This is a genomic window from Capnocytophaga sp. HP1101, assembly GCF_054772415.1.
Window position 1 is genome coordinate 199,236 of sequence record NZ_BPUU01000001.1, and the last position, 23,007, is coordinate 222,242.

Annotated in this window: 17 protein-coding genes; 3 read left to right on the forward strand and 14 right to left on the reverse strand. The window is 42.6% G+C overall.

Features of this window, described 5'->3' with window-relative positions; translation table 11 throughout:
- Positions 1–677: 677 nt before the first annotated feature.
- Positions 678–3,155: a type I DNA topoisomerase gene (topA, locus tag RCZ04_RS00790; protein ID WP_460484021.1), complete on the forward strand. Its 2,478-nt coding sequence runs from the start codon at positions 678–680 to the stop codon at positions 3,153–3,155.
- 69 nt (positions 3,156–3,224) lie between these two features.
- Here topA and rpe read toward each other — a convergent pair whose 3' ends face one another.
- The 14 genes from rpe to RCZ04_RS00860 form a co-directional block, all read right to left on the reverse strand.
- Positions 3,225–3,875, reverse strand: a complete 651-nt coding sequence (gene rpe / locus RCZ04_RS00795) for a ribulose-phosphate 3-epimerase (RefSeq protein ID WP_460484022.1) — start codon at positions 3,873–3,875, stop codon at positions 3,225–3,227.
- Positions 3,876–3,959: 84 nt separating this feature from the next.
- Positions 3,960–5,432 carry a Fe-S cluster assembly protein SufB gene (sufB, locus tag RCZ04_RS00800; protein ID WP_460484023.1) on the reverse strand — a complete coding sequence of 491 codons (1,473 nt, stop codon included), beginning with the start codon at positions 5,430–5,432 and terminating at the stop codon, positions 3,960–3,962.
- Positions 5,433–5,557: 125 nt separating this feature from the next.
- Positions 5,558–6,112 carry a TlpA family protein disulfide reductase gene (locus RCZ04_RS00805; protein ID WP_460484024.1) on the reverse strand — a complete coding sequence of 185 codons (555 nt, stop codon included), beginning with the start codon at positions 6,110–6,112 and terminating at the stop codon, positions 5,558–5,560.
- 79 nt (positions 6,113–6,191) lie between these two features.
- Entirely contained in the window at positions 6,192–8,480 is a 2,289-nt protein-coding gene (locus tag RCZ04_RS00810; RefSeq protein WP_460484025.1) for a DUF5682 family protein, read from the reverse strand.
- The gene (locus RCZ04_RS00815) at positions 8,473–9,327 is read right to left on the reverse strand and encodes a hypothetical protein (protein ID WP_460484026.1); all 855 of its coding nucleotides are present in this window, start codon (positions 9,325–9,327) and stop codon (positions 8,473–8,475) included. Before RCZ04_RS00815 ends, RCZ04_RS00810 begins: the two co-directional genes overlap by 8 nt.
- 125 nt (positions 9,328–9,452) lie before the next feature.
- On the reverse strand, positions 9,453–9,932 hold the full coding sequence (locus RCZ04_RS00820; protein WP_460484027.1) for a Dps family protein: 480 nt from the start codon (positions 9,930–9,932) through the stop codon (positions 9,453–9,455).
- Positions 9,933–10,104: 172 nt separating this feature from the next.
- The gene (locus tag RCZ04_RS00825) at positions 10,105–11,100 is read right to left on the reverse strand and encodes a sensor histidine kinase (RefSeq protein ID WP_460484028.1); all 996 of its coding nucleotides are present in this window, start codon (positions 11,098–11,100) and stop codon (positions 10,105–10,107) included.
- Positions 11,097–11,318 carry a succinylglutamate-semialdehyde dehydrogenase gene (locus RCZ04_RS00830; protein WP_460484029.1) on the reverse strand — a complete coding sequence of 74 codons (222 nt, stop codon included), beginning with the start codon at positions 11,316–11,318 and terminating at the stop codon, positions 11,097–11,099. The genes RCZ04_RS00825 and RCZ04_RS00830 overlap by 4 nt, the downstream gene beginning before the upstream one ends.
- A 65-nt stretch (positions 11,319–11,383) precedes the next feature.
- Positions 11,384–12,604, reverse strand: coding sequence for an ABC transporter permease (locus tag RCZ04_RS00835; RefSeq protein ID WP_460484030.1), 1,221 nt, complete (start codon positions 12,602–12,604; stop codon positions 11,384–11,386).
- A gap of 210 nt (positions 12,605–12,814) precedes the next feature.
- Positions 12,815–13,225: a hypothetical protein gene (locus tag RCZ04_RS00840; protein WP_460484031.1), complete on the reverse strand. Its 411-nt coding sequence runs from the start codon at positions 13,223–13,225 to the stop codon at positions 12,815–12,817.
- A 188-nt stretch (positions 13,226–13,413) separates the two neighbouring features.
- On the reverse strand, positions 13,414–14,160 hold the full coding sequence (locus RCZ04_RS00845) for an ABC transporter ATP-binding protein (protein ID WP_460484032.1): 747 nt from the start codon (positions 14,158–14,160) through the stop codon (positions 13,414–13,416).
- Positions 14,161–15,387, reverse strand: a complete 1,227-nt coding sequence (locus RCZ04_RS00850; RefSeq protein ID WP_460484033.1) for an efflux RND transporter periplasmic adaptor subunit — start codon at positions 15,385–15,387, stop codon at positions 14,161–14,163.
- Between the two features lie 153 nt (positions 15,388–15,540).
- Positions 15,541–16,011 (reverse strand): endonuclease domain-containing protein, encoded by a 471-nt coding sequence (locus tag RCZ04_RS00855; protein WP_460484034.1) that lies wholly within the window; start codon positions 16,009–16,011, stop codon positions 15,541–15,543.
- A 305-nt stretch (positions 16,012–16,316) separates the two neighbouring features.
- Positions 16,317–17,633 (reverse strand): TolC family protein, encoded by a 1,317-nt coding sequence (locus tag RCZ04_RS00860; RefSeq protein WP_460484035.1) that lies wholly within the window; start codon positions 17,631–17,633, stop codon positions 16,317–16,319.
- A 1,065-nt stretch (positions 17,634–18,698) separates the two neighbouring features.
- Between RCZ04_RS00860 and RCZ04_RS00865 the strand changes: the two genes are divergently transcribed.
- Positions 18,699–22,214, forward strand: a complete 3,516-nt coding sequence (locus RCZ04_RS00865) for a 1-acyl-sn-glycerol-3-phosphate acyltransferase (RefSeq protein WP_460484036.1) — start codon at positions 18,699–18,701, stop codon at positions 22,212–22,214.
- Between the two features lie 409 nt (positions 22,215–22,623).
- Positions 22,624–23,001: a PUR family DNA/RNA-binding protein gene (locus RCZ04_RS00870; protein ID WP_460484037.1), complete on the forward strand. Its 378-nt coding sequence runs from the start codon at positions 22,624–22,626 to the stop codon at positions 22,999–23,001.
- Positions 23,002–23,007 lie beyond the last annotated feature (6 nt).

Here is a 23,007-nt window from a genome sequence, read left to right on the forward strand (position 1 = left end):
AACCCTGTTTTTAGTATTATTGACATTATTGTATTATGGTATGAATCAATTATTTATACACCCTTTGTATAACAATCGTCCAAGATTCGTATAAGCATCCTATAAGCTTTGTATAAGCTCCACATACCCATTTTACCTTTTACCTTTTATCTTTTACCTAAAAAATCCCTTCCGTTACTCTCCGAAATCTTCCGATAGTTCCTTAGCTTTTTTGTCTCTTTCCCAACCCTCTTTGAAAACTCAGAGTTTTTCCATAGTTTTCCCAACAAGTCTGAAATGTCCGACTCGTCCGACTCGTCCAAACACCTTCAACCAATCTCCCCCTTACAGCCACCTCGCACCATTCTTACCTTTTACCTTTTATCTTTTACCTTCAATATTTGGTATTATTGCCATTATCAGTATTATTGGCATTATTGACTTTACCTTATAACTTTTTATCCTCTATTCCGTGAAATAAAGCAGTAGCAACTGCCTATCGGTGCGTATCACGCTTATCAATTAAAGAAATATCCGTGTCAAAATCCGCGTAATCCGTGAAATCCGTGCGAGAATTAAATAGGCAGTTTGCTACCTAATATTAAATGCGAACGCCGTGGTTAATTGTCAATTATTAATTGCTAATTATTAATTATTTTGTACTTTTGCACCCGATAACTCAAAAAACAAACAAGCGTATGGCTAAGAATGTAGTGATTGTAGAGTCGCCTGCCAAGGCTAAAACCATTGAAAAGTTCTTAGGTAAGGACTACAAAGTAGTGTCCAGTTATGGGCATATCGTCGATTTGCCCTCCAATGAACTGGGCGTCGATATCCAGCACGGTTTTAAACCAAATTACCTCATCTCTAACGATAAAAAAAATCTCGTAAAAGAACTCAAAGCGCTCACTTCTAAAGCCGAAGTCGTATGGCTCGCTTCCGATGAAGACCGCGAAGGAGAAGCGATTGCTTTTCACCTTTCCGAAACCCTCAAACTCAAAAAGGAAAATACCAAACGCATCGTCTTTAACTCCATTACCAAATCAGCCATCGAAAACGCTATCAAAAACCCCCGCGGTATCGATTATAATCTGGTGAACGCCCAACAAGCACGCCGTGTCCTCGACCGTCTCGTGGGCTATGAACTCTCCCCCGTACTCTGGAAAAAAATTAAAAGCGGACTCTCAGCAGGTCGTGTGCAATCGGTAGCAGTGCGTCTTATCGTAGAACGCGAACGCGAAATACAAGACTTCAAAACGCAATCCTCTTACCGTATTACTGCCGAGTTTATCACCGCTGAAGGTAAAACAGTAAAAGCCTCTCTACCCAAGAATTTCGACACTCAAGCACAAGCCGAAGCCTTCTTGCAACAGAATATTGGAGCACATTTCAAGGTGCAGTCATTAGAAACCAAACCAGCCAAAAAGATGCCTGCGCCACCTTTCACTACTTCCACTCTCCAGCAAGAAGCAGCACGCAAACTGCATTTCTCCGTAAGCAAAACAATGACGGTCGCCCAACGCCTCTACGAATCTGGTTTTATCACCTATATGCGTACCGATAGCGTGAATCTTTCACAAGAAGCCCTCAATACCGCCAAAAACGCCATAGTGCAACTCTTCGGAACTCAGTACAGCCAAGTGCGCAACTTCGCTACTAAAAGCAAAGGCGCTCAAGAAGCCCACGAAGCCATTCGCCCCACCGATATGAGCCGCACCGCTATCTCTGCTGAACCCGACCAAAACAAGCTCTACGAACTGATTTGGAAACGTACTATAGCTTCCCAAATGACTGATGCCCAAATAGAGCGCACCACCGTGAAAATAGAAGCCGATAAACACAAAGAATTCTTCGTAGCCAATGGCGAAATGGTGCAGTTCGACGGCTTTTTAAAAGTCTATTTAGAAAGCACCGACGATGAGGAAGAAGAACAAGAAGGAATGCTCCCTAACCTTAAAAAAGGTGAAGCTCTCACCCATCGCCATATTACCGCAACCCAGCGCTTCACACGTCCATTGCCTCGTTATACTGAGGCTTCGCTGGTAAAAAAGTTAGAAGAACTCGGTATCGGTCGCCCATCTACCTATGCCCCTACCATTTCCACCATTCAAAATCGCGGATATGTAGAGCGTAGCGCTTTAGAAGGCGAAGTGCGCCCATATCAGCAACTCACACTTGCAGGCAATACTATCAAAACACAAACGCTCAACGAACGCATAGGTGCTGATAAAGGCAAGCTCATCCCCACCGATATAGGCAGTGTAGTAAACGATTTCCTCGTCGCCCATTTTGATACCATAATGGATTATAATTTCACTGCCAAAGTAGAAAATAGCTTCGATGAAATAGCGGAAGGCAATGAAAATTGGACGACAATGCTCAGTGATTTCTACAAGCATTTCCACCCTGTGGTAGAGAATGTCGAAAAGCATACAGGGCGTGAAACAGGTGAACGCGTGCTCGGTACCGACCCTAAGAGCGGTCGCCCTTTAAGCGTACGCTTGGGTCGTTATGGAGCAATGGCACAAATAGGGAATCCCGACGATACCGAAAAGCCAATCTATGCCAGCCTGTTGGCAGGTATGTCTATTGAAACAATTACTTTCGAAGAAGCCCTCAAGCTCTTTGAGCTCCCACGCCAGTTAGGCATTGTCGATGGTAAGAATGTAGAAGTGAATGTAGGGCGTTTCGGACCCTATGTGCGTTACGGCGATTCTTTTATATCACTTGATAAAGGTGAAGATGTGTTCAGTGTAACTCTCGAGCGCGCTAAGCAACTCATCGGCGAAAAGAAAAAAGCCGATGCTCCTATCGCTACCTATCAAGGTGTGGAAGTAACCAAAGGTGTAGGTCGTTTTGGACCCTTTATTAAGTGGAACAATACTTATGTAAATGTGACCAAAAAGTACAATTTCGACCGTCTTACCCAGCAAGATGTAGAAGAACTTATCGAAGATAAACTCAAAAAAGAATCAGAAAAGGTAGTAAAAGAATGGGATGAAGGAGCTATCCGTATAGAGAAAGCCCGCTGGGGGCGCTTTACCCTCCTCAAAGGTAAAACCAAAGTAGAACTCCCTAAAGACACCAATATAGCAGCTTTCACCAAAGAACAAGCTCTTGCCCTCCTCACCGAGAAAGAGCCTAAACCTAAAAAAGCCACCTCTAAAAAGAAATAATACAATAGGCTATCAAAAAAGATATATTTCTTTCTTGATAGCCTATTTTGTAAAATAAAACAAGTATTTTTATAATACTGTTCTTTTCAATTCTGCAATCGTTTGAATAGGATTAGTAGCATTGAAGATAAAACTACCCGCTACTAAGGCATCAGCACCTGCTTCTACAAGTGCTTTAGCATTTTTTAAACTCACACCACCATCTACTTCTATTAAGGCAGAGGATTGTGTTTGCTGAATCAAGGTTTTAGCTTGACGCACTTTCTTATAGGTATTTTCAATAAACGACTGTCCGCCGAACCCAGGGTTCACACTCATAATGAGCACTACATCCACATCCTGAATGATATCTTCCAGCACGCTCACGGGCGTATGCGGATTGAGAGCAACCCCCGCTTTCATACCTTCGGCTTTGATAGCTTGTACCGTGCGGTGCAAGTGGGTACAAGCCTCATAGTGCACGGTGAGAATATCGCTACCCAGCTTGGCAAAAGTGCTGATATAGCGGTCGGGGTCGATGATCATCAAGTGAACATCGAGAGGCTTGGTAGCGTGCTTTTGGATAACCGAGAGCACAGGCATTCCATAGGAGATATTAGGCACAAAAACACCGTCCATAATGTCGATATGAAACCAATCAGCTTTGCTGGCATTGACCATTTCAACGGCTTGTTGCAGGTTGCCAAAATCAGCAGCTAATAATGAAGGGGCAAGAATCATATTTTTAATGTTTAATGATTAATATTTTATGAAGCAAGAGCAATTTTTAGTATACCATCGTCATTCATAAATCGTAATTCGTCATTAGCCAACACTGCCTTCTAACGAAATCTCTAAGAGTTTTTGAGCTTCAACAGCGAACTCCATAGGGAGCTTGTTAAGTACTTCCTTGCCAAAGCCATTTACGATGAGTGAAATCGCTTTCTCGGTATCAATACCCCGCTGATTGCAGTAGAAAATCTGGTCTTCACCAATCTTAGAGGTAGTAGCTTCGTGTTCTATTTGAGCAGTAGGATTTTTAGCTTCTATATAAGGAAACGTATGCGCTCCACAGAGGTTGCCCATCAATAGGGAGTCGCATTGAGAGAAATTGCGTGCATTTTTAGCATTAGGTACTACTTTCACCAATCCACGATAGCTGTTTTGTGATTTTCCTGCCGAAATACCTTTAGAGATAATTGTAGATTTGGTGTTATTGCCTAAGTGTATCATCTTAGTACCCGTATCGGCTTGCTGAAAGTGGTTAGTAACCGCAATAGAGTAAAATTCGCCTATGGAGTTATCACCTTTGAGCACTACTGAAGGGTATTTCCAAGTAATAGCAGAGCCTGTTTCTACTTGTGTCCACGATATTTTGGCATTTTTCTCAGCCAAAGCACGCTTGGTTACAAAGTTATATACACCGCCTTTACCCTCTTTATCACCAGGAAACCAGTTTTGAACGGTAGAGTATTTGATTTCGCCATTGTCCATTGCGATGAGTTCGACCACAGCAGCGTGCAGTTGGTTTTCGTCACGACGAGGTGCGGTACAACCTTCGAGATATGACACATAAGCCCCTTCATCTACAATGAGGAGGGTACGCTCAAACTGCCCTGTTCCCGCCTGATTGATACGGAAATAAGTAGAGAGTTCCATAGGGCAGCGCACGCCTTTAGGCACATAGCAAAAAGAGCCATCGGAGAAAACAGCCGAGTTCAATGCGGCGTAGAAATTATCGGTTTTAGGGACAACCGTACCGAGGTACTTACGCACCAAATCGGGGTGTTTTTGAATTGCTTCTGAGATTGAGCAGAAGATAATACCTCGCTCAGCTAACGTCTTTTGGAAAGTAGTCGCTACTGACACCGAGTCCATTACCACATCCATTGCTACGGCAGGTTTTTTGTCTTCTACTCCTGCAAGTCGCTTTTGTTCTTCAAGAGAGATTCCTAGTTTTTGGAATGTATCCAAGAGTTGTGGGTCTACCTCGTCAAGGCTGTTGAGCTTAGGTTTCTGTTTAGGAGCCGAATAGTAGGCAATATCTTGAAAGTCGGGTGTTTCAAACTTAAGGTTCGCCCAATGCGGAGGAACGTCCATTTGTTGCCACGCACGGAAAGCCTCCAAGCGCCAGTCAGTCATCCATTGGGGCTCGTTTTTCTTTTTAGAAAGTGCGATTACCACCTCTTCATTAAGACCTTTGGGAAAGGTTTCTGATTCTATATCAGTGTAAAAACCGTATTTGTACTCGCTGTTTTCTAACTCTTCTTTAAGTTCTTCTTCTGTATATTTAGCCATCTTTATCAATTAACAATTAACGCTTAACAATTAATAAGCGTGCAAAGATAGTACTTTAAATCCAATCTAAAATACTATCTTTATAATTATTTCTGTTTGAGAGATAGGGTTCTCTTATAGTTGAGCTACTGTGTCAGACTGTCCAACAACTGATGTACTGCATCACTATTCCATCGCGCAATACCGTCTTTCTGAGCCCGCACATAGCCGTTTTTATCTACTATATAGCCCGCAGGAATCTTTTCAGGGTCAAATGGTTTCTTAGGTGCTTCAATAATGAGATAAGTCACTTTGAAATGAAAGTTACGCTTTTGCATCATCTCATCTACTGGAGTGGGAAGCTCATTGGTGATGATGTAAAAATCTACTTTATCCTTATAGGCGTCGTAGAGTTTCTCTACTGCATAAAGGTCAGCTACGCTGATTTCTCGCCAAGACGAAAAGAAGTAAACAAACGAAGGCTTCTTTCCTTCGGTTTGCGAGTAGTTAAACTGCACGTTATTGCGGTCTTTCAGTTGCCAATCGAAGTCTATCTTGCGAGCTTTGTCTGCTGGAATTATCTCTACTGAGCCAGCAAAAATGCGTTGTAGTAATATCTTACTTTCATATCCTAAAGGAGTTACAAAGAAAGAGATTACAAAAAGGATAAGGAGTAGGTTGAGTATGGTACGTTTTTTCATAAACTAATTTTATTGATAACGACTGCAAAGGTAATACTTTTTTTCTAATTTCTATCTTCTAATTTCTATTTACTAAAAATCAGAAGTCAAAATCAAAGTCGTTGAGTTCGTCTAATTTGGTATTTTCTTCTTCGGTGAGGGCTTCTTGGAGGAGTTCAGCGGTGGCTTCTTTGCCTGTACCCCAAAGGTCGCCCAAAAGCTCAGCAATGCTGTTCTTCTGGTTGGGTTCAAAATCGGCAAAGGCACGGCGCAAGAATACTACCGAGCGCATAAACTGTTCTTCATCTAACTGGCGTACGTAGTTATCCAACTCCTGCCATATCACAGTGCGCGAGAGAAGCGCATATCTATTTCTTCCTGAAAATCCTTCAAACCACGAGGCTCCCAAATCGGCGGGGACACCTGCTGAAAGGCGGCGCGACACTTCGCGAGCACATTCTTCTTCAGTAGCTAAATTGTGTTCTAACAAAATAGCAAAAGCCACGCCTGAGAGTTTGGTGTTCACATCATCGCGCCACGCGAGGTGGGTGAGTTCTTTTTGCCACGTTTCGGTATCCACCAATTCGTATTGCTGATCGGCGATGAGTTCCATCGTATTGATCGCTTCTACAATAGGTTTGGACGCTTTGTCGTCGCAAGAGGAAGCGTCTATCAACAATAAGGAAGCTCGCAAAAAAAGTTGTTGCAAGATAGGCTTTAGCGGTTCGAGGTTGAACTGACGCAGGTCGCCGTACTGTATGAGCGTGGAGAGTTCGTGCGCTGCAAAAGCTGTTTCGGCAAAACTGTTACTATCCACCAAGAGGCGTTGCAGGGTACTGAGCGCATTACTGAAGATATGCGTGAGCTGACACTCGCAAGCCTGACGAATGATTTTAGCTACTATTGACAGGTCGGTGGATTCATTGAGTTGTTCTTTGAGCACAAAGGCGGTAGCTATTTCGAGGGTTTCGCCTTTGAGGTTCGCTTCCACAATTTCTATTTCCACTTCAGGAGTCCACTGTAATACCCATTTTTCAGCCCACGAAGCTTTATCTTGTGCGATGCGTTGTTCGGTGGCAAAGTGAATGCCAAGCACCTGCAAACGGTGTAGGAAAGTAGAGCGATTCAGGTCGATGAAAGCAGCTTCTTTGGTTTTTACTTTGAGATTCTCGCGCAGGTCGAGGGTGAGGTCTTGCGCTACTACCGATTTGTAATTGATGAGTTTGAGGCGTTTCAGTTCTTGGTTCATATCCTCCTGCACAGGGGTCTGACTCACTCCTTCGGGCAACGCTCCAATAGCCGTGCCTATATCCACCTTGTTAATCGCTTCGGCTACTGTAGCGAGGTCGCCACCACCAAAGCAAGTGATGACCGCATCGTGCAAATCAGAAAGGACGGGGTAGGTACCGCCTTTCATCGCTGAAAGCGTATTAGCCAAACGCACTGCCTCAATCACACTGGCGGAGGAAGCGTTTTGTCCTTGCTGGCGCAAGATTTTCGCTATTTTGGTAAGATAGATCGCAGAGAGTTCATCCATTCTATCCTCCTGCATTGCCTGCCACATCAGTTCAAAGTAGTAAGGTGCGTTATTGCCCGCTCCGTAGCCCGTACGACTGCTGAGGCGCAGATACGAATAAGGCATCAGGGTGAGTTGGGAGGTAGTTTTGGGGAGTTGCTTTAGTTCGCTATCCGACATTGCGGGGAGCGCACTTTGTATACCTGTTAAGTGATACGCTCCTACAATTACTACAATTTCTTGAGGTTTAAATTCGGTACAAGCCTTCTCTATCTCGCGCTTCATATAGGCCTCACGAATGAGGTTATAGGAGAAGTCAAAGGGTGCTTCTTGGTATTCTCTATCTATCACCATTTGGCGCATTTCACCCGATTGTAAAGCCAGTACAGGCGCAAAAGCCTCGTTGTTCAGATTGTGTTCAAAGTGGCGTTCCCAATAATCTTCGTAATCGGTTTCACCTCCTTCTTCAGCTATTTGCTTGTAGAGAGTATTGTGATAGTGGTAAAATTCTTTTGCTTTTTCGGCTTCTTCCTCAGTGCGTTGGTCTTGGCGTAGTTTCAGCATATTTTCTGAAGGCAAGTCGATGAAACGCAGGGTTGCTTTCTTCTTTACTCCCCAGCAAATCGCTTGGTATTCGGGAGCATAGGAGGCAAACGGATAGAGCACCGTCTCGATAGGCAACTCGGTGGTGTAGCCCAACATTGCCACAGGCGGTTTCACCCCTTTCTGAGCGAGTTGAGGCATCAGCGGAGTGGCATCGGCGGGACCTTCTATAAGGATACACTTAGGTTTATGGGTCTCTAAGAACGCAATCAAATGGTAAGCTGCCGAGGGAGAGAGGTGTCGTACGCCGAAAAAGTGAGGTTTATTCATAATACGTAAAGGTGCGTTCTACAATCTGGCGTGCTTCGCCGTTAATGAAAGTTGTTTTAGACGTCCAATTGCCTTGAGGGTCGTATACATACGTATAGGTCGCTACATTCTTTTGTTTTTTAGGTAATTTCGTTTCAGCTTGTAGCTTGATGCAATCACCTTGAGCATTATATTTTTTAGTAGCAGTGCTTACCAATTTGCCTTCTTTGTCAAAAACACGACTGCTCACTACAAGATTCTGTTTGTTGTATTTGCTTTCTACACGTTGGAAGAGGTTGCCATCGGCATCGTAATAGCGGGTTTCTACGGCATTCCCTTGTTTGTCATACGTATAGACTGCTGATGACTCCAACTGATTGGCGTGGAAAGTTTCCTCTTTGGTTACTTTGCCATTGGCATCTACCTGATAGTTATAATGCGTTTTGAGGAAGCCTCCTGGGGAATAGGTAGCATCTTTAATCAGGTAGCCTTGAGGGTTATAGGCATAGAGCGTTTTATCGGAATTGTAGCGGGTTTCAAAGAGTTGCCCTTGTGGATTGTAAAAGTACTCCATACGGCTGTACAGGTCGCCGTTGTTAAAGAAAAATCGCATTTGGTGGAGATATCCCTTGGAATTGAAATCCTTTTGGAGGTTATCAAGGTTAGCAATTTTGGCAACGGTATCCAAATCGCGGTCAATATTGCCTTTCACAAAAGATTTTCCTTGAGGAATGACCTCATAAGGGATATTGCGCTGGGTTTTCACCTTACCTTTTAGTCCAGCGAGTTCCCAATCGGTAGGAGTTTTATGTTGAGCGGTAAGGGTAGTAGTTGCAATTAATAAAATAGATGTAATTAGATTTTTCATTAGTTATGAGTTATAAGTTAAAGAGTTGTGCAAAGATAGAGAATAATTATGAATTAGCCAAAAAGAAAGAGGAACTGACTGAAATATACTCAATTCCTCTTTCCCATTTAATCAAAAATTCAATATTAAATCACCTCGTTAAGGTAAGCTTTAAGCATCCAAACGGTTTTCTCTTGCCCAGTGATGAAATCACTCATAAGAGAGTTAGTTCCTTCATCATTTATTTCATCTGAAAAATCTAACAATTCTCTCTCCAAAGGTAATAGAGCGCTAATGGTATCAATGATCAAACGTACAGTTTTATCGTCATCGAAGATGTTTTCCCCCACAGGTACAGAAGCGTGTTTTACATAGCTTTCGAGGGTGTGGAAAGGTACGCCACCAAGGGTAAGAATGCGTTCAGCTATTTCATCGACTTGTTCTTGTGCGGTGTTATAAAGCTCTTCGAATTTCACGTGTAGTTCAAAGAAACGTTTTCCTTTTACATTCCAGTGTACACCGCGCAAGTTTTGGTAATATGTTTGATAATTAGCAAGTAACACATTTAGCAAGCTCACTTCTTTTTCTAATTTGGCTTTATCAAGCCCTAAAGTATTTAAACTCATAACTGTTATTTTAAAAATTCTACGGTGCAAAGATAAGGCTTTTTTGCAAAGAAGAATTATTATACTAATAGATTTTTTAAATTTTAGAATAATAGAAGCCAATACCAAAAATGCTGATAATAATAAATGCCTATCATTATAGTAAAAAATCTCTATTTGAACAGCCTTTTTGTCAATTGTCAATTGTTAATTGTGCGATATATTTCCCCTCTCGCTCTTCTATTACGTACTTATGTCGCTCAGGGTATAGCAACGCCAAACGCTTCTTCAAATTGTCAATCCCAATGCCCGAACGGTATAAGTGTTCTTGGGCAGCAATAAGCGTATTTTCACTGCGGAAAATAATAGTATTGCCCTCAGTGTGCAGCCTAAAGCTAAGGGTAGTGGCTTCGGTAGCCGAAACACCGTACTTAAAAGCATTCTCCACCAAGCTGATAAACAGCAAAGGGGCAACCTTTAACGGGGAAATTTCTTTGGGGAAATCTACCACAACCACAGTTTTATCGGTAAGGCGCAACTGCATCAGCTCAATGTATTGGTTCAGAAAAGCAAGTTCCTCCGCAAGGGTGATTTCCTTCTCATTGCCTTTCTGCATAAAATGGCGCATCAGCTTGCTGAGGTTATGTACGCTCTGTTGCGCTTTTTGTGGGTTAAACTCTATAAGCGAATAGATGTTGTTCAGCGCATTGAAGAAAAAATGGGGTTGCAGTTGGTATTTCAGCTGCTCTAAGTCGGCTTGTAGTTTGGCAGCTTCGGCTTCTTTTTGGGCAATTTCCAAACTAAAACTGCGCTGGGCATAGCGTATCGCTACCGCAAACACCACAGGCAGCAGGTTGGTAAGAAAATCAAAATAGATAAAAGCGTGAAATGGTGGCGGACGGTGTTTGCCTTTGTGAATGTCGAACAAAAGGTACAGCTCGTATTTGGCGTACGACACACACACAATAAGCCCCACCACACTCAGCACAAAGGCAATATGCTGTTTCCTAAACCATAGCTTATCAATCAGCCAATAGTAACAAGCGTAGAACAGCAACATCAAGAAAGGCAGTGCCGTGACCGAACGGTACAGTGCTTCCTGAAAGCGGTGATTGCCTTCGGAAATAAAGATAAGGGCAGGCATTATAAAGACCACTGCCCAAGAAACTATGTGGGTTAAATACTTCATTTTAATTTAGGTAAGAGGTAAGATTCTGCAAAACTCTTAATAGTTTGGGGTGAATAATCTCCCCCTTTGGCATAGGCAATACTCATCACTTCCAAAGTAACATCTTGCCACTGCTGATCACTAACAGTAATAGCTTTGCTGTCTAATACTTCTTTAACAACCGCGATACATTCTTTTAGGTTCTTGGCTGTAGTATAAGGAGGTAAAGTTATGCTCATATTTCAAATTAATATTATTACACTTCAATTTCATTCTTGCTAAATAATTGCCTGTGCGGCTCGCACTATTCATATCTGAGGGCACTAATAGGTTCTAAGTCGGCAGCTTTGCGGGCAGGGTACCAACCGAAGAACACCCCCGTGATGGTACATACTAAGAACGAAATCACAATAGAATACAAGGTGATACTCACTGGCCAGCCTATAAATACCGATACTACTACCGTTGCCAACAAGCCGATAACGACACCCAACACGCCCCCCGTAATACTAATCAGCACCGACTCAATAAGGAACTGCGCCAAGATGTCCTTGCCCTTAGCCCCGATAGCCATACGCAAGCCTATCTCTTTGGTGCGCTCTTTTACCGACACGTACATTATGTTCATAATGCCTATCCCGCCTACAATGAGCGAGATACTGGCAATGGCTACCAATAGCACAGTAAGCATTTCGCTGGTCGAGCTAAAAGTGCTTATCAGCTCTTGTTGCGAAAACACATTAAAATCATTAGCATCATTAGCCCCTAAGTTGTGCGTGCGCTCCAAAATCTTCTTCACTTGGTTCACCGCATTGTCCGACTGGTTTTCATCAATCACCGAAGCCACAATGCTCTGCAAGTGCGTTTGCGCCAAAATACGCTTCTGCACGGTGGTATAAGGAGCGATAATCACATCGTCTTGGTCTTGCCCAAAATTGCTTTCGCCTTTTTTGGTAAGTATCCCTATCACTTTAAAGGGAATGTTTTTAAAGCGTATGGTCTGCCCAATAGGGTTCTCACCATTGGGGAAGAGGTTCTTAGCTACCGTTTGCCCTATCACAGCTACTTTGGAGAAGTTAGTAATCTCATCTTCGCCAAACATACTACCTTCCGCCACGCCCCACTCGCGTATGGGCAGGTATTCGGTATTCACGCCGTAGATAGAGGTAGGCCAGTTGTTGCCCCCTGCGATGCTCTGTCCGTTGCCACTTACCACAGGCGATACGTATTTGAGCAGTGTACCCTCTTTCTTCAGGGCTTCGTAGTCCGTCATTTTGAGCGATTGCATATCGCTCATACTCATACGCACACCGCCCATCATACCCGCACCGGGACGGATATTAAGCATATTGGTACCCATTTTAGAGATATTCTCTTTGATACTCTTTTTAGAGCCCTCGCCAATGGCAAGCATTGTAATTACTGAGCCCACGCCAATGATGATGCCCAGCATTGTAAGCATAGCCCTTGTTTTGTTCAGCAGCAGGGCGCGCCACGCTATTTTAAAAAGGTTTTGTATGTTCATTATTGTTTAGGTCTTAGGTGTCAAAGCAGTCCGACAAGTCTGATGAATCTGATTAACAATTAGAATGATTCTTTTATAAGGTTTTATTTTTATATTACAATGCAAAATTACGGCACTTGTTTTTAGTGAGCAAATCTTCTTACAAGGGTTCGCAAAATTGTTACAATCCTTGTTTTATTTTCTTACAATGGTTGCATATCAAAATAAGTGCTACATATTTGTTTCCCAAGTGAAATAACTGTCATAACTCAAAAGATGTAATTCAAAACTATCTGCCACAATATGATACTTAGTTTCATTATTAAAGCCTTCAGCAGTAAAAGTGAATAAATTTCCCTTACCATTGTTATTGTCGAGAAATCTATTTATAGATATCTCATTCATTTCATTTTGAGCCGTAAATAGTATTGGATTTTCTGATGTCAAATCCAATTTCCATACAGTAGGCATATCTATATAGCAAACATCTATCAATATTATTTCTACTTGTTTCCCAAAAGATGAATCCATAGTGCCAAATAGTATTATTTCTCTCTCGTCAAAACTTACAATAAACAAATCAAGCCAAAGAAACTTTTTAAGGAGCGTATTTGCTTCAGCAATTTTATCTGTTCTAATCATATTCTTAATTAGTTTTTTCGAATTGGACACGAGCTACAAGAAACGCACTAATGGTGAGTAAAGATACTGATTTTTTCTAACTTTTCTTCGTCTTACCTTCGTCTTACCTTCGTCTTTTGTTCGTCTTTTGTTCGTTCAAACTTTATCATTTGCCTGTCGTGCTACGACTGCTCGTGTGGCTCACTCCGTCACTCGTCATTCGTATTTCGTAATTGTGCCAGTTCTTCTTTGGCATTCAGTCTGTTCTCTACCGCTTTATCACTGATGATATGCCCATCCTTGAGTACTACAGTGCGTTTGCTAAAGAGGGCAATATCGTTCTCGTGGGTTACAAAACCTATGGTGCTGCCTTGGTCGTTCAGGCGTTGGAAAAGCTCCATTACCTCGTATGAGGTTTTGGTATCGAGGTTACCCGTAGCCTCGTCGGCAAGGAGTATAACGGGGTGATTTACTAACGAACGCGCAATGGCTACCCGCTGCTGCTGTCCGCCCGATAGCTCGCTGGGTAAGTGGTTGAGTCGGCTTTCGAGCCCTACGCTTATCAGGGCTTCAATGGCGCGCTCGCGGCGTTCTTTAGCCGAGATTTTGGGGTTGTACATCAGGGGGAGCTCTACGTTCTCAATGGCTGAGGTGCGCGCTAAGAGGTTGTACGACTGGAAGATGAATCCTATCTTGGTATTGCGCACCGTTGCCAATTCGTTCTTGCTCATATCTTTTACCGAAATGCCGTCCAAGAGGTAGTCGCCCGAAGTAGGTCGGTCTAAGCAGCCCAGAATGTTGAGCAAGGTCGATTTACCCGACCCACTGGGTCCCATAATGGTTACGAACTCGCCCTCGTGAATGCTGAGGTTGATACCCTTCAGGGCGTGTACTATTTCGTTGCCCATCTTGAACTCGCGTTTCATATCGCGTATGTCGATGATTGCTTTTTTCATTTATTTAGCTTTAGAGTTATCACGGCGTGGGCGTTTGGGCATAAACGGACTGCTACTGTCGTCATTACCTTTCTTTTCGCGCACTTGGGGGTTCATACTGCTGAGGGAAGTGGCAACCTCGGTACCTGCGGTTACCCCACTGATTACCTGCACGTTGATACCGTCGTTACTACCTATAGTAATCGCTTGCTGACTGATACTGCCGTCAGGATTTACTACCCACACGTGTTTGTTTTTACCGCGGGAAGGGGCTACTTTAGGAGTTTGCGCTTGGATACCTTTTTGGGCGTAATATTGTAGTAATAGGTCTCTGTCTGGACTGAAGTTGATAGCTTTAGCAGGTACTATGGTAACGCCTTTGAGCTCGTTAGTATAAATCGCAATGGTAGCGGTAAGCCCAGGTTTGAGTTTCTCATCGGGGTTCTCGGCTTCTACAATCACGGTGTAAGTTACTACATTCTGGCTGGTGGTAGGCGATAGGCGCACTTGGGTTACCTTGCCAGCAAATTCCTCTTGAGGGTAGGCATCTACCGTAAAACTCACGCGTTGCCCTACTTTCACCTGCCCTATATCGGCCTCATCAACATTCACTTCCACCTGCATACGCTTGATGTCCTTCGCTATTTTGAAGAGCGTAGGGGCACTCATCGAGGCGGCTACCGTTTGTCCTTCCTCTACTTCTTTGCTGAGGATAATCCCATCAATAGGCGAATAGATATTGGCATACCCTAAATTCGTTTTCGCCTGATTCAGACTGGTAAGGCGTTGTGCTACATTGGTCTTCGCATTGTTGAACTGATACAACGCCTGCTCATAATCCTGCTGACTAATCACTTGAGCGTTGTACATTTTCTGTTGGCGCTCGTAATTTTGGCGATAATAATTCAACTCATTCAATGCCGAATTGTAATTAGCCGTTGCGTTCACTACCATTTCTTGTAGATTGGTCTTGTCGAGCTCAGCTAATAGCTGTCCTTTTTTCACCTGACTGTTGTAATCCACATAGATTTTGCTTACCAAGCCCGATACTTGGGTACCTACTTCCACCTCGTCTACCGGCTGTACGCTACCCGTAGCAGTTACTTCGGTAGTAACATCGCCTTCGGTAACCTTATCGGTTTGCAAGGTGATCATAGCAGGTTTTTCCTTCATAAAGAAGTGGTAAGCACCATAAGAAACTATGGCGATTAGAGCGATAATGATGATTTTCTTGATGTTCTTTTTCATTATAAGTTCTTTTAATTTAGTAAGTTGTATTAAAACATTCCCCCTCACATACTCAGCTACGCCAGCTCGCTGACTTCCCTCAAGGGGGGAGATGTGACGCAAAAGCAATGGAAAAACAGAATCTAAAAGTGACTCAAAAAGATTTTCTCATAGTTATTTTATTGTCTCATTGAGAATTATACTCTTCGTGTATAATGACCTTCGCATCTCCCCCTTGAGGGGGGCTGGGGGGATGTTATCAGAATCTTCCTCTATTCTTTCCTCTCTCAATGTGCTAATAATTTTTTCTAAAGTAGCAATCACTCCAAAAAGATTATTGTTTATTTCTTCATTTGAAAAACGAACAAATGTTACTCCATATTTTTCTATAGCTTCTTGTCGTTGAGCATCTTCCAAAAAGTTATAATCGTGTATATTGCCGTCTACTTCAATTGCTAAAGCTAATTCGTGACAATAGAAATCAACTATATACTGCAAGATAGGTACTTGCCGATGAAACTCTACTCCTAAAATATTTTTTCTAATATGATTCCAAAGTGTTATTTCACTGGGTGTACTATGAGTTCGTAAATATTTTACAAAATCTTTTAGATTAGGATTGTATGGTATAATTTTGTTTGGCATAAATGAGTTGATTTTAATATGATTGACGCAAAAGCGACGGATATACGTGATAGAATATTGTTCTATATAGTTATTTTATTGTTTCATTGAGAATTATACTCTTCGTGTATAACATTCGTGTATGATGACCATCGCATCTCCCCCTTTTAAGGGTTGTCGGCAACTGCCGAGTAAGTGAGTCGGGGGGATGTTTTTAATTCAAAAAAGATTCCTATATTTAGTTATCTCATTGTCTCATTGAGAAATATACTCTTCGTGTATGATAACCATCGCGTCTCCCCCTTTGAAGGGGGACGGGGGGATGTTTAAGGTAATGTCACAAGATTTCCTTGATAAAAATTCAGCAACTGCACGTACAGCGCCTGCATATACTTGTTCTGCAAGTAAGTTTGTTCAGCGTTCAGGTAAGCGTTTTCACTCACGAGGAGTTCCGTATTCGTGAGTCCGCCGAACTCGTGTTTCTTCACGGCTAAGTCATAAGCGAGTTTGGCGTTATCACGTGCCGTGCGTGAGGCAGCTTGCTGGGCTTGGTGAGTGGTGGCGTTCTGCCAAGCGGTTTCTATTTTGGCATATAGGTCTTTTTCAGCCTGTTGCTCGTCTAAATGCGCTTGCTGTTGGGTTACCTTAGCGAGTTTCACATTGTTCTTGTTCTTAAACTGTGAAAAGATAGGAATATTCAAGCTCGCCCCTATCGTCTGACCAAAATTGCTGTCCAACTGGGTGCGATAGCTCAAATCGTTCAGGTTAGAATAACCCGTGTTCAAGCCCGCTTGCAGACTTAGGCTGGGAAGGTACCCCGATTTAGCAATTTTGATGTCTTTTTCGGCGATTTGCTGTTGGGTTTGGTAGATTTTAAGGTTCGGCAACTGCTGTTTGGCTTCAGCAAATACCACATCCTTGTTGGGGATAATAGCCGTTTCATCGTCAGCGGGAAGGTCGAGCGCAATAGCAAAGTCGGCATTAGGAGGAAGTTCAAGTAGCTGCTTGAGGGTAAGTACACGAGTAGCATACTGGTTTTCTGCCTGAATGATAGCGTATTCATTATTAGCGTGACGCGTTTCTATTTCAGCCAAGTTCAGTTTGGCGATAGACCCATTAGCAAACTTTCCCTGTGCTTGCTTCAGTTCCTCAGCCGATGATAAGGCGGTGTTCTTAGCTACCGATATCCCTTCATAGCTGTACAGGGCTTGCAAGTAGGCTTCCAATACGCTCAAGGTGATATTATTTTTAGCCTCTTGCACGTATAGTTCGTTCTGTTCCAACACCAAGCGCGTGCGGTCTATTTGGTGAGTAAGTCGGTTGCCTTGATACAAAGGCACAGAAGCCGATACCCCAAAGTTATTGGAGAAAGTACGGCGCGATACCCTTTCGTTAGAAATCTGATTAATCGCCGAACCGTAATTCTGATTCGCTGAAGCCGAACCACTTACCGTAGGCAGTCGGTTGTCTTTCGCCTGAGCGTAGTTGATTTCAGCGGTCTGCTGATTGAGCTCTGTTTTCTTCACAGTGATGTTGTTTGCCACCGCGTAGTTGATACAATCGGCAAGCGACCATTGTTTGGTTTGCGCACTTGCTAACAAAGGAAATAGCAAGAGTGGTAATATGTATAAAGTTCTTTTCATAGTCTTTACTTTTTTAACGTCAGTTCGATATATATATAAAATTGATTTACAATCGCTTTTGTTACATATTCTGTGAAATTCAAGCAGCTTACTGCTGAAATCCGTGTAGTAATTTACAATTAACTGAATTTATAGATATATCAATCCGTGAAATCGGTGAAATCTGTGCGAGATTAAAATATTAGAATCCTTACGTCGAACTCACATTTTTTTTTAATGAAAAGAAGAAGGTGAAGAAAAATGTTGGGATAGTACAATGAAAGAGCCTCACCCTCTTCTTTACAATTTAATACTTAATAACCATTTTATCATTTAGCTGCGACAAAGGTAGTGCATAAAGAAAAGGTTTGCAAATTTTATCGACGAAAACCCCAATTTTATCGACGAAAAGAAATATTTGGCAGTTAGTCTTTAGATTCGTCCATCAGTCTAAATCCTTTCAAAAATAGTCATCCGTCATTACTTTTCTTTACTTTCGCCTCGCAACCCCGTTTTCAGCATTTTTCCCTTAACTATTAACTACTAACAATCAACTCTTTACATAGCTATTGTATAACAATCGTCCAAGATTCGTATAAGCTTCCTATAAGCTTTGTATAAGCTCGGCATACCCTTTTCACCTTTTATCTTTTATCTTTCACCTAAAAAATTTCTTCCGTTCCTTTCCGATATCTTTCATTTCTTCCAATTCTCCATTGCCCGTGTGGCTCGCACCTGAGAATTTCCAGAAAAATCTGACCTATCCGAAAAAAAGATCCAATCATCACTTTTGCGTCGCTAATTCCCCCTTTGGAGGAAGTCTGCGAAAGCAGAGTATGTGAATAGGGGGAGGTTGTCCATACACCCTTTGCCAAAGTTTTACTCCGCCCACACAGCTCGCACTTGTTCGTATAGCTCACATTTTCAAGTTCCCCCGAAAAATCTGACTCATCCAAAAAATCTGATTCCCCCATACTTTACCAAAGTTAATTATCAGTATTATTGGCATTATTAACGCTATCTTTTACAACTAAAATTTGCCTATTCTGTCAGAAATCACTACTTTTGTGCCTCAAATAAAGCCAGATGTTAAACAGAATTTACCAATATATCACCTCTCATAAGCTCGCGACTTTCTCATTCTTTGCTGCGTGGGCGCTCATTGCTATTTACGGCTTGAGTCAGTTGCGTTTTGAAGAGGATATTACCAAAGTACTCCCTCAAAACGACAAGACTAACCTCACTTCTAAAGTGCTCAAACAACTCAATTTTGCCGATAAAATCTCGGTGATGGTTACTGCTGAGCAGGGGGGGACACTCACCGATATGCAAGCTGTAGCCGAAACCCTGCGCGATACGCTCAACACTTCGATGGGGCAATATATCACCGGCATTCAAGGCATTGTGAACGAGGAAGAAATAGATGAAACTTGGCAATTCGTAAATGACCATTTGCCTCTATTTCTCAGCGATGACGATTACGCTTATTTGGAACGCCGTTTAGCCCCCGATAGCCTGCGCGCAATGGTGGAAAGTCAGTATAAAACGATGCTCACTCCTGCGGGTATGGTAGCCCAGCAGTTTATACGCAAAGACCCTTTCGGACTCACTTTTCGAGGCTTGCGCAAACTCCAAGAACTGAACATAGGTACTGATTTTAAGATTGCTAACGGCTTCCTCACTACAAACGACGAACAACATATTCTCTTCTTTATCAACCCTAAATACGATGGCAATGATAGTGAACACAACGCTGCTTTTGTGGCGGGCTTAGACGCTTTGCAAGACCACTTGAACGCTCAGTATCAAGGCAAAGCGCTTGTCGATTTCTTCGGGGCTCCCTTTATCTCGGTGAGCAACGCTTCTCAAATCAAAACAGATATTCTCACTACGGTACTCATCTCACTATCAGCGCTCTATTTGCTATTAGTGTTCTTTTATCGCAGTGTATACATTCCGTTTATCGCTTTCATTCCTTCCGCTTTTGGGGTGCTTACCGCTTTGGCTACCCTCTATGTGCTCAAAGGCAGTATTTCAGCGATTTCTATTAGCTTAGGGGCTGTTCTGCTGGGGGTTACCATCGACTATTCCCTGCATATTCTCACCCATTACAAGGTGGCTAAAAACACTGCCGACTTATACCGCGCAGTTACGGCGCCTATATTGCTCAGCAGTATCACCACCGCTATTTCGTTCCTCTGCTTGCTGTTTGTACACTCCGAAGTGATGCAGGATTTAGGCGTGTTTGCCTTTGTGGGGATTATGGTTTCTGCCCTGTTGTCGCTCGTGTTAGTGCCTCATTTTTACCGCGGTAATCGCACCATTGAGGTGCGCAAAACGTTCTTGGATAGGGTAGGGGCGTACCCATTTCACCACAACAAATGGGTGGTAGGGGCTTGCTTAGCGCTGATTGTTGTGAGCGTGTTCACCTTCCAGAACGTGCGTTTCAACGGCGATATTGCCAATATCAACTTTATCAACGAGCGCTATAAAGCAGCTCAACATCAATTAGAAAACATCACCGATAGCGAATACAAATCGCTTTACGCCACGGCTTATGGCAATTCGTTGGACGAGGCACTCACCCGCAATTACACGCTTTACCAAACTTTGCAAGGCTACAAAGCGCACGACAGCATTCGTCAGTTTAGCTCTATCGGGGGGATTGTGTTGCCTCAAAAAGAACAACAAGCACGCATAGCGCGATGGAAAGATTTTTGGGCTACGAAAAAAGCTGATTTGCAACAATCTCTCATTGCATTGGGCAAAGGGGTTGGCTTTAAAGAAGAAACCTACGCGCCTTTCTATCAAAGCATCGCCGATGATTTTGAAGTGATTACCGATTTAGATACTTATAAAGCCCTTTCAGCCATTCCGTTAGAGGATTTTATCACTGAAAAAGACGGTTTCTATACGATTGCTAATCTGGTGAAAATCACTGCTGAGGAGCGCGATGCTTTTATTCATTCGGTTGAAAAACATACGCCTACTATCGTCATCGACCGCAAGAACCTCAGTGAAACCTTTTTGGGCAAACTCAAAGACGATATACTGCTCTTGGTAAACTACTCGTCTATTGCGATTTTCCTCATCTTGTTGTTGTTCTTTAGGCGTATAGAATTAGCCTTGCTTACCCTCATTCCCATAGGGGTAACGGGAATGGTTACCTCGGCACTGATGAATTTCTTTGGCATAGAGTTCAACGTGTTCAGTATGATTGTATGCACCTTAGTGCTGGGACATTCGGTTGATTTTAGTATTTTTATGACTTGTGCGCTGCAAAAAGACTATACCGATGGTAAAAATGAACTCCCTGTGTACAAAGTATCAGTACTTTTAGCATCTATTACTACCTTTTTAGCTATTGGAACGCTCATTTTCGCCAAACACCCTGCCCTAAAATCGATTGCTTCGGTATCGGTGATAGGTATTTTCACCGCTTTGGTAATAACTTTTGTGTTTTACCCTACCATATTTAAGTTTTGTATCTTCCGCCGACCTGATAAAGGGCGTTCTCCTGTGAGTTTGCGTCTGCTTTTGCAGTCGGTATTACTAACTACCTATTATGCAGTATCGTCTATCATTCTCTCCAATCTCGGTTGGTTACTCGTAAAGCTAACGCCTAAGCGTACATTGTGGTTGCGCCGTTTGGCTAGTGCGCTCACTACTTCCGTGTTGTATGCCAATCCTTTCGTACGCAAGAAAGTGCTCAATCCTCATCATATTGATTTGCAAACGCCTTCGGTAGTCATTGCCAATCACACCTCGTGGTTAGACACCTTAGCCATAGGGCTTTATACCCATCGCATCAGTTATATGGTCAATGATTGGGTGTATAGGTCGGTAGTGTTTGGGCGTTACGTACAGTCGATGGGCTTTTTTCCTGCTTCTGAAGGGATAGAAAAGGGAATGCCTCTCTTTGAGAAGAACTTGCAAAGCGGCATTTCGGTAGTGATTTTCCCTGAGGGCAAACGCTCTGAAACCAACCAAATACACCGCTTCCACAAGGGGGCGTTCTTGATAGCCGAACAGTTCCAAACGCCTATCGTACCCGTGTATATTCACGGTACTTCGGAAGTGCAACCCAAAGGCGATATCATTATTTACGACGGTGCCATTACGGTAGCAGTAGGCGAGCCTATCGCCCCTGATGATACCCGATTTGGCAACACGCCACGCGAACGTGCCAAACAGATAGGCGCTTATTACCGCGAGCAGTTCCTCGCTTTGCGCCAACGATTAGAAGGGGTAGATTACTTGAAAAAGAAGTTGTTCTTGAATTATTTGTACAAGGAGCATTGGGTAGTGCGCGCTGTGAAAGAAGATTACCAGCAGCACCGCGAAGAGTACCACCAGTTGGTGCACTCCTTGCCTGCGAAAGCCCGCATTTTGCATATAGGCGATGATTACGGACAGTTGGATTTCTTGTTGTTACTCACCTATCCCGAGCGTGAAATTGTATCGGTGATTGCCGATGATGAGAAGCGCACCATTGCCCAGCATAGTTATATCACTAAAATACGGAAGATTCAATACGTGAAAGAGCAACCAGAAGAAGCGTTTGAGGTTGTAATTGAAAAGAGAGAAGTGGTAGCAAGATAGGGGTAATAATGTTTATTAGTTTGAAAGATGAAAGTAAAGCGAATCTAAGGTGGAGGAAACCTCCCCCTAGCCCCCTCAGTGAGGGGGAATGTAGCGACAGAGAGATGAAGGAAATGTGAAGGAAAGACGAAGGATGAACGAACAAAAGACGAAGGATGAACGAACAAAAGACGAACGAATGGGGAAGGATAGATGAAGCAAAAGGCTTTGTGTGCTGAAGTTAATTTATATGGACTTTGAAGCATTTTCTTTTGATAAAATTAAGTTTAATAGGGCTTATCAGTCTCTTAATCTTAAAATTATACTAAAATAAAGCAAGTATAATAAAATTAATGCATTAAATATTTGCGCTTCCTACAAATTTTAAAGACTTTTGCGGTCAGAATAATTAAAAAACACGTACGTAACGATGGAAGAAAAAGAATTTTTGGACAATGAAGAAATCTTCTCAAAAGTCCTAAGAGCGGGTAGACGCACTTATTTTTTTGATGTAAGGGCAACGCGCGCTAATGATTATTACTTAACTATCACCGAAAGTAAGAAATTCACCCACGATGATGGTTCTTTTCATTACAAAAAGCACAAAATTTATCTGTACAAAGAGGATTTTGAAATGTTTAAAGATATTTTAAACGAGATGACTAATTATGTTTTTGATGAAAAAGGAGAGGAAGTGATTTCCGAACGTCATCAAAAAGACTTTAAAAAGAGTTATTACGGCGAGCGATTGGAAGAAGTAAGCAATAGTAATGGTGCTTACCGTAGCCTTGACTTTGAAGATCTCTAACTATAA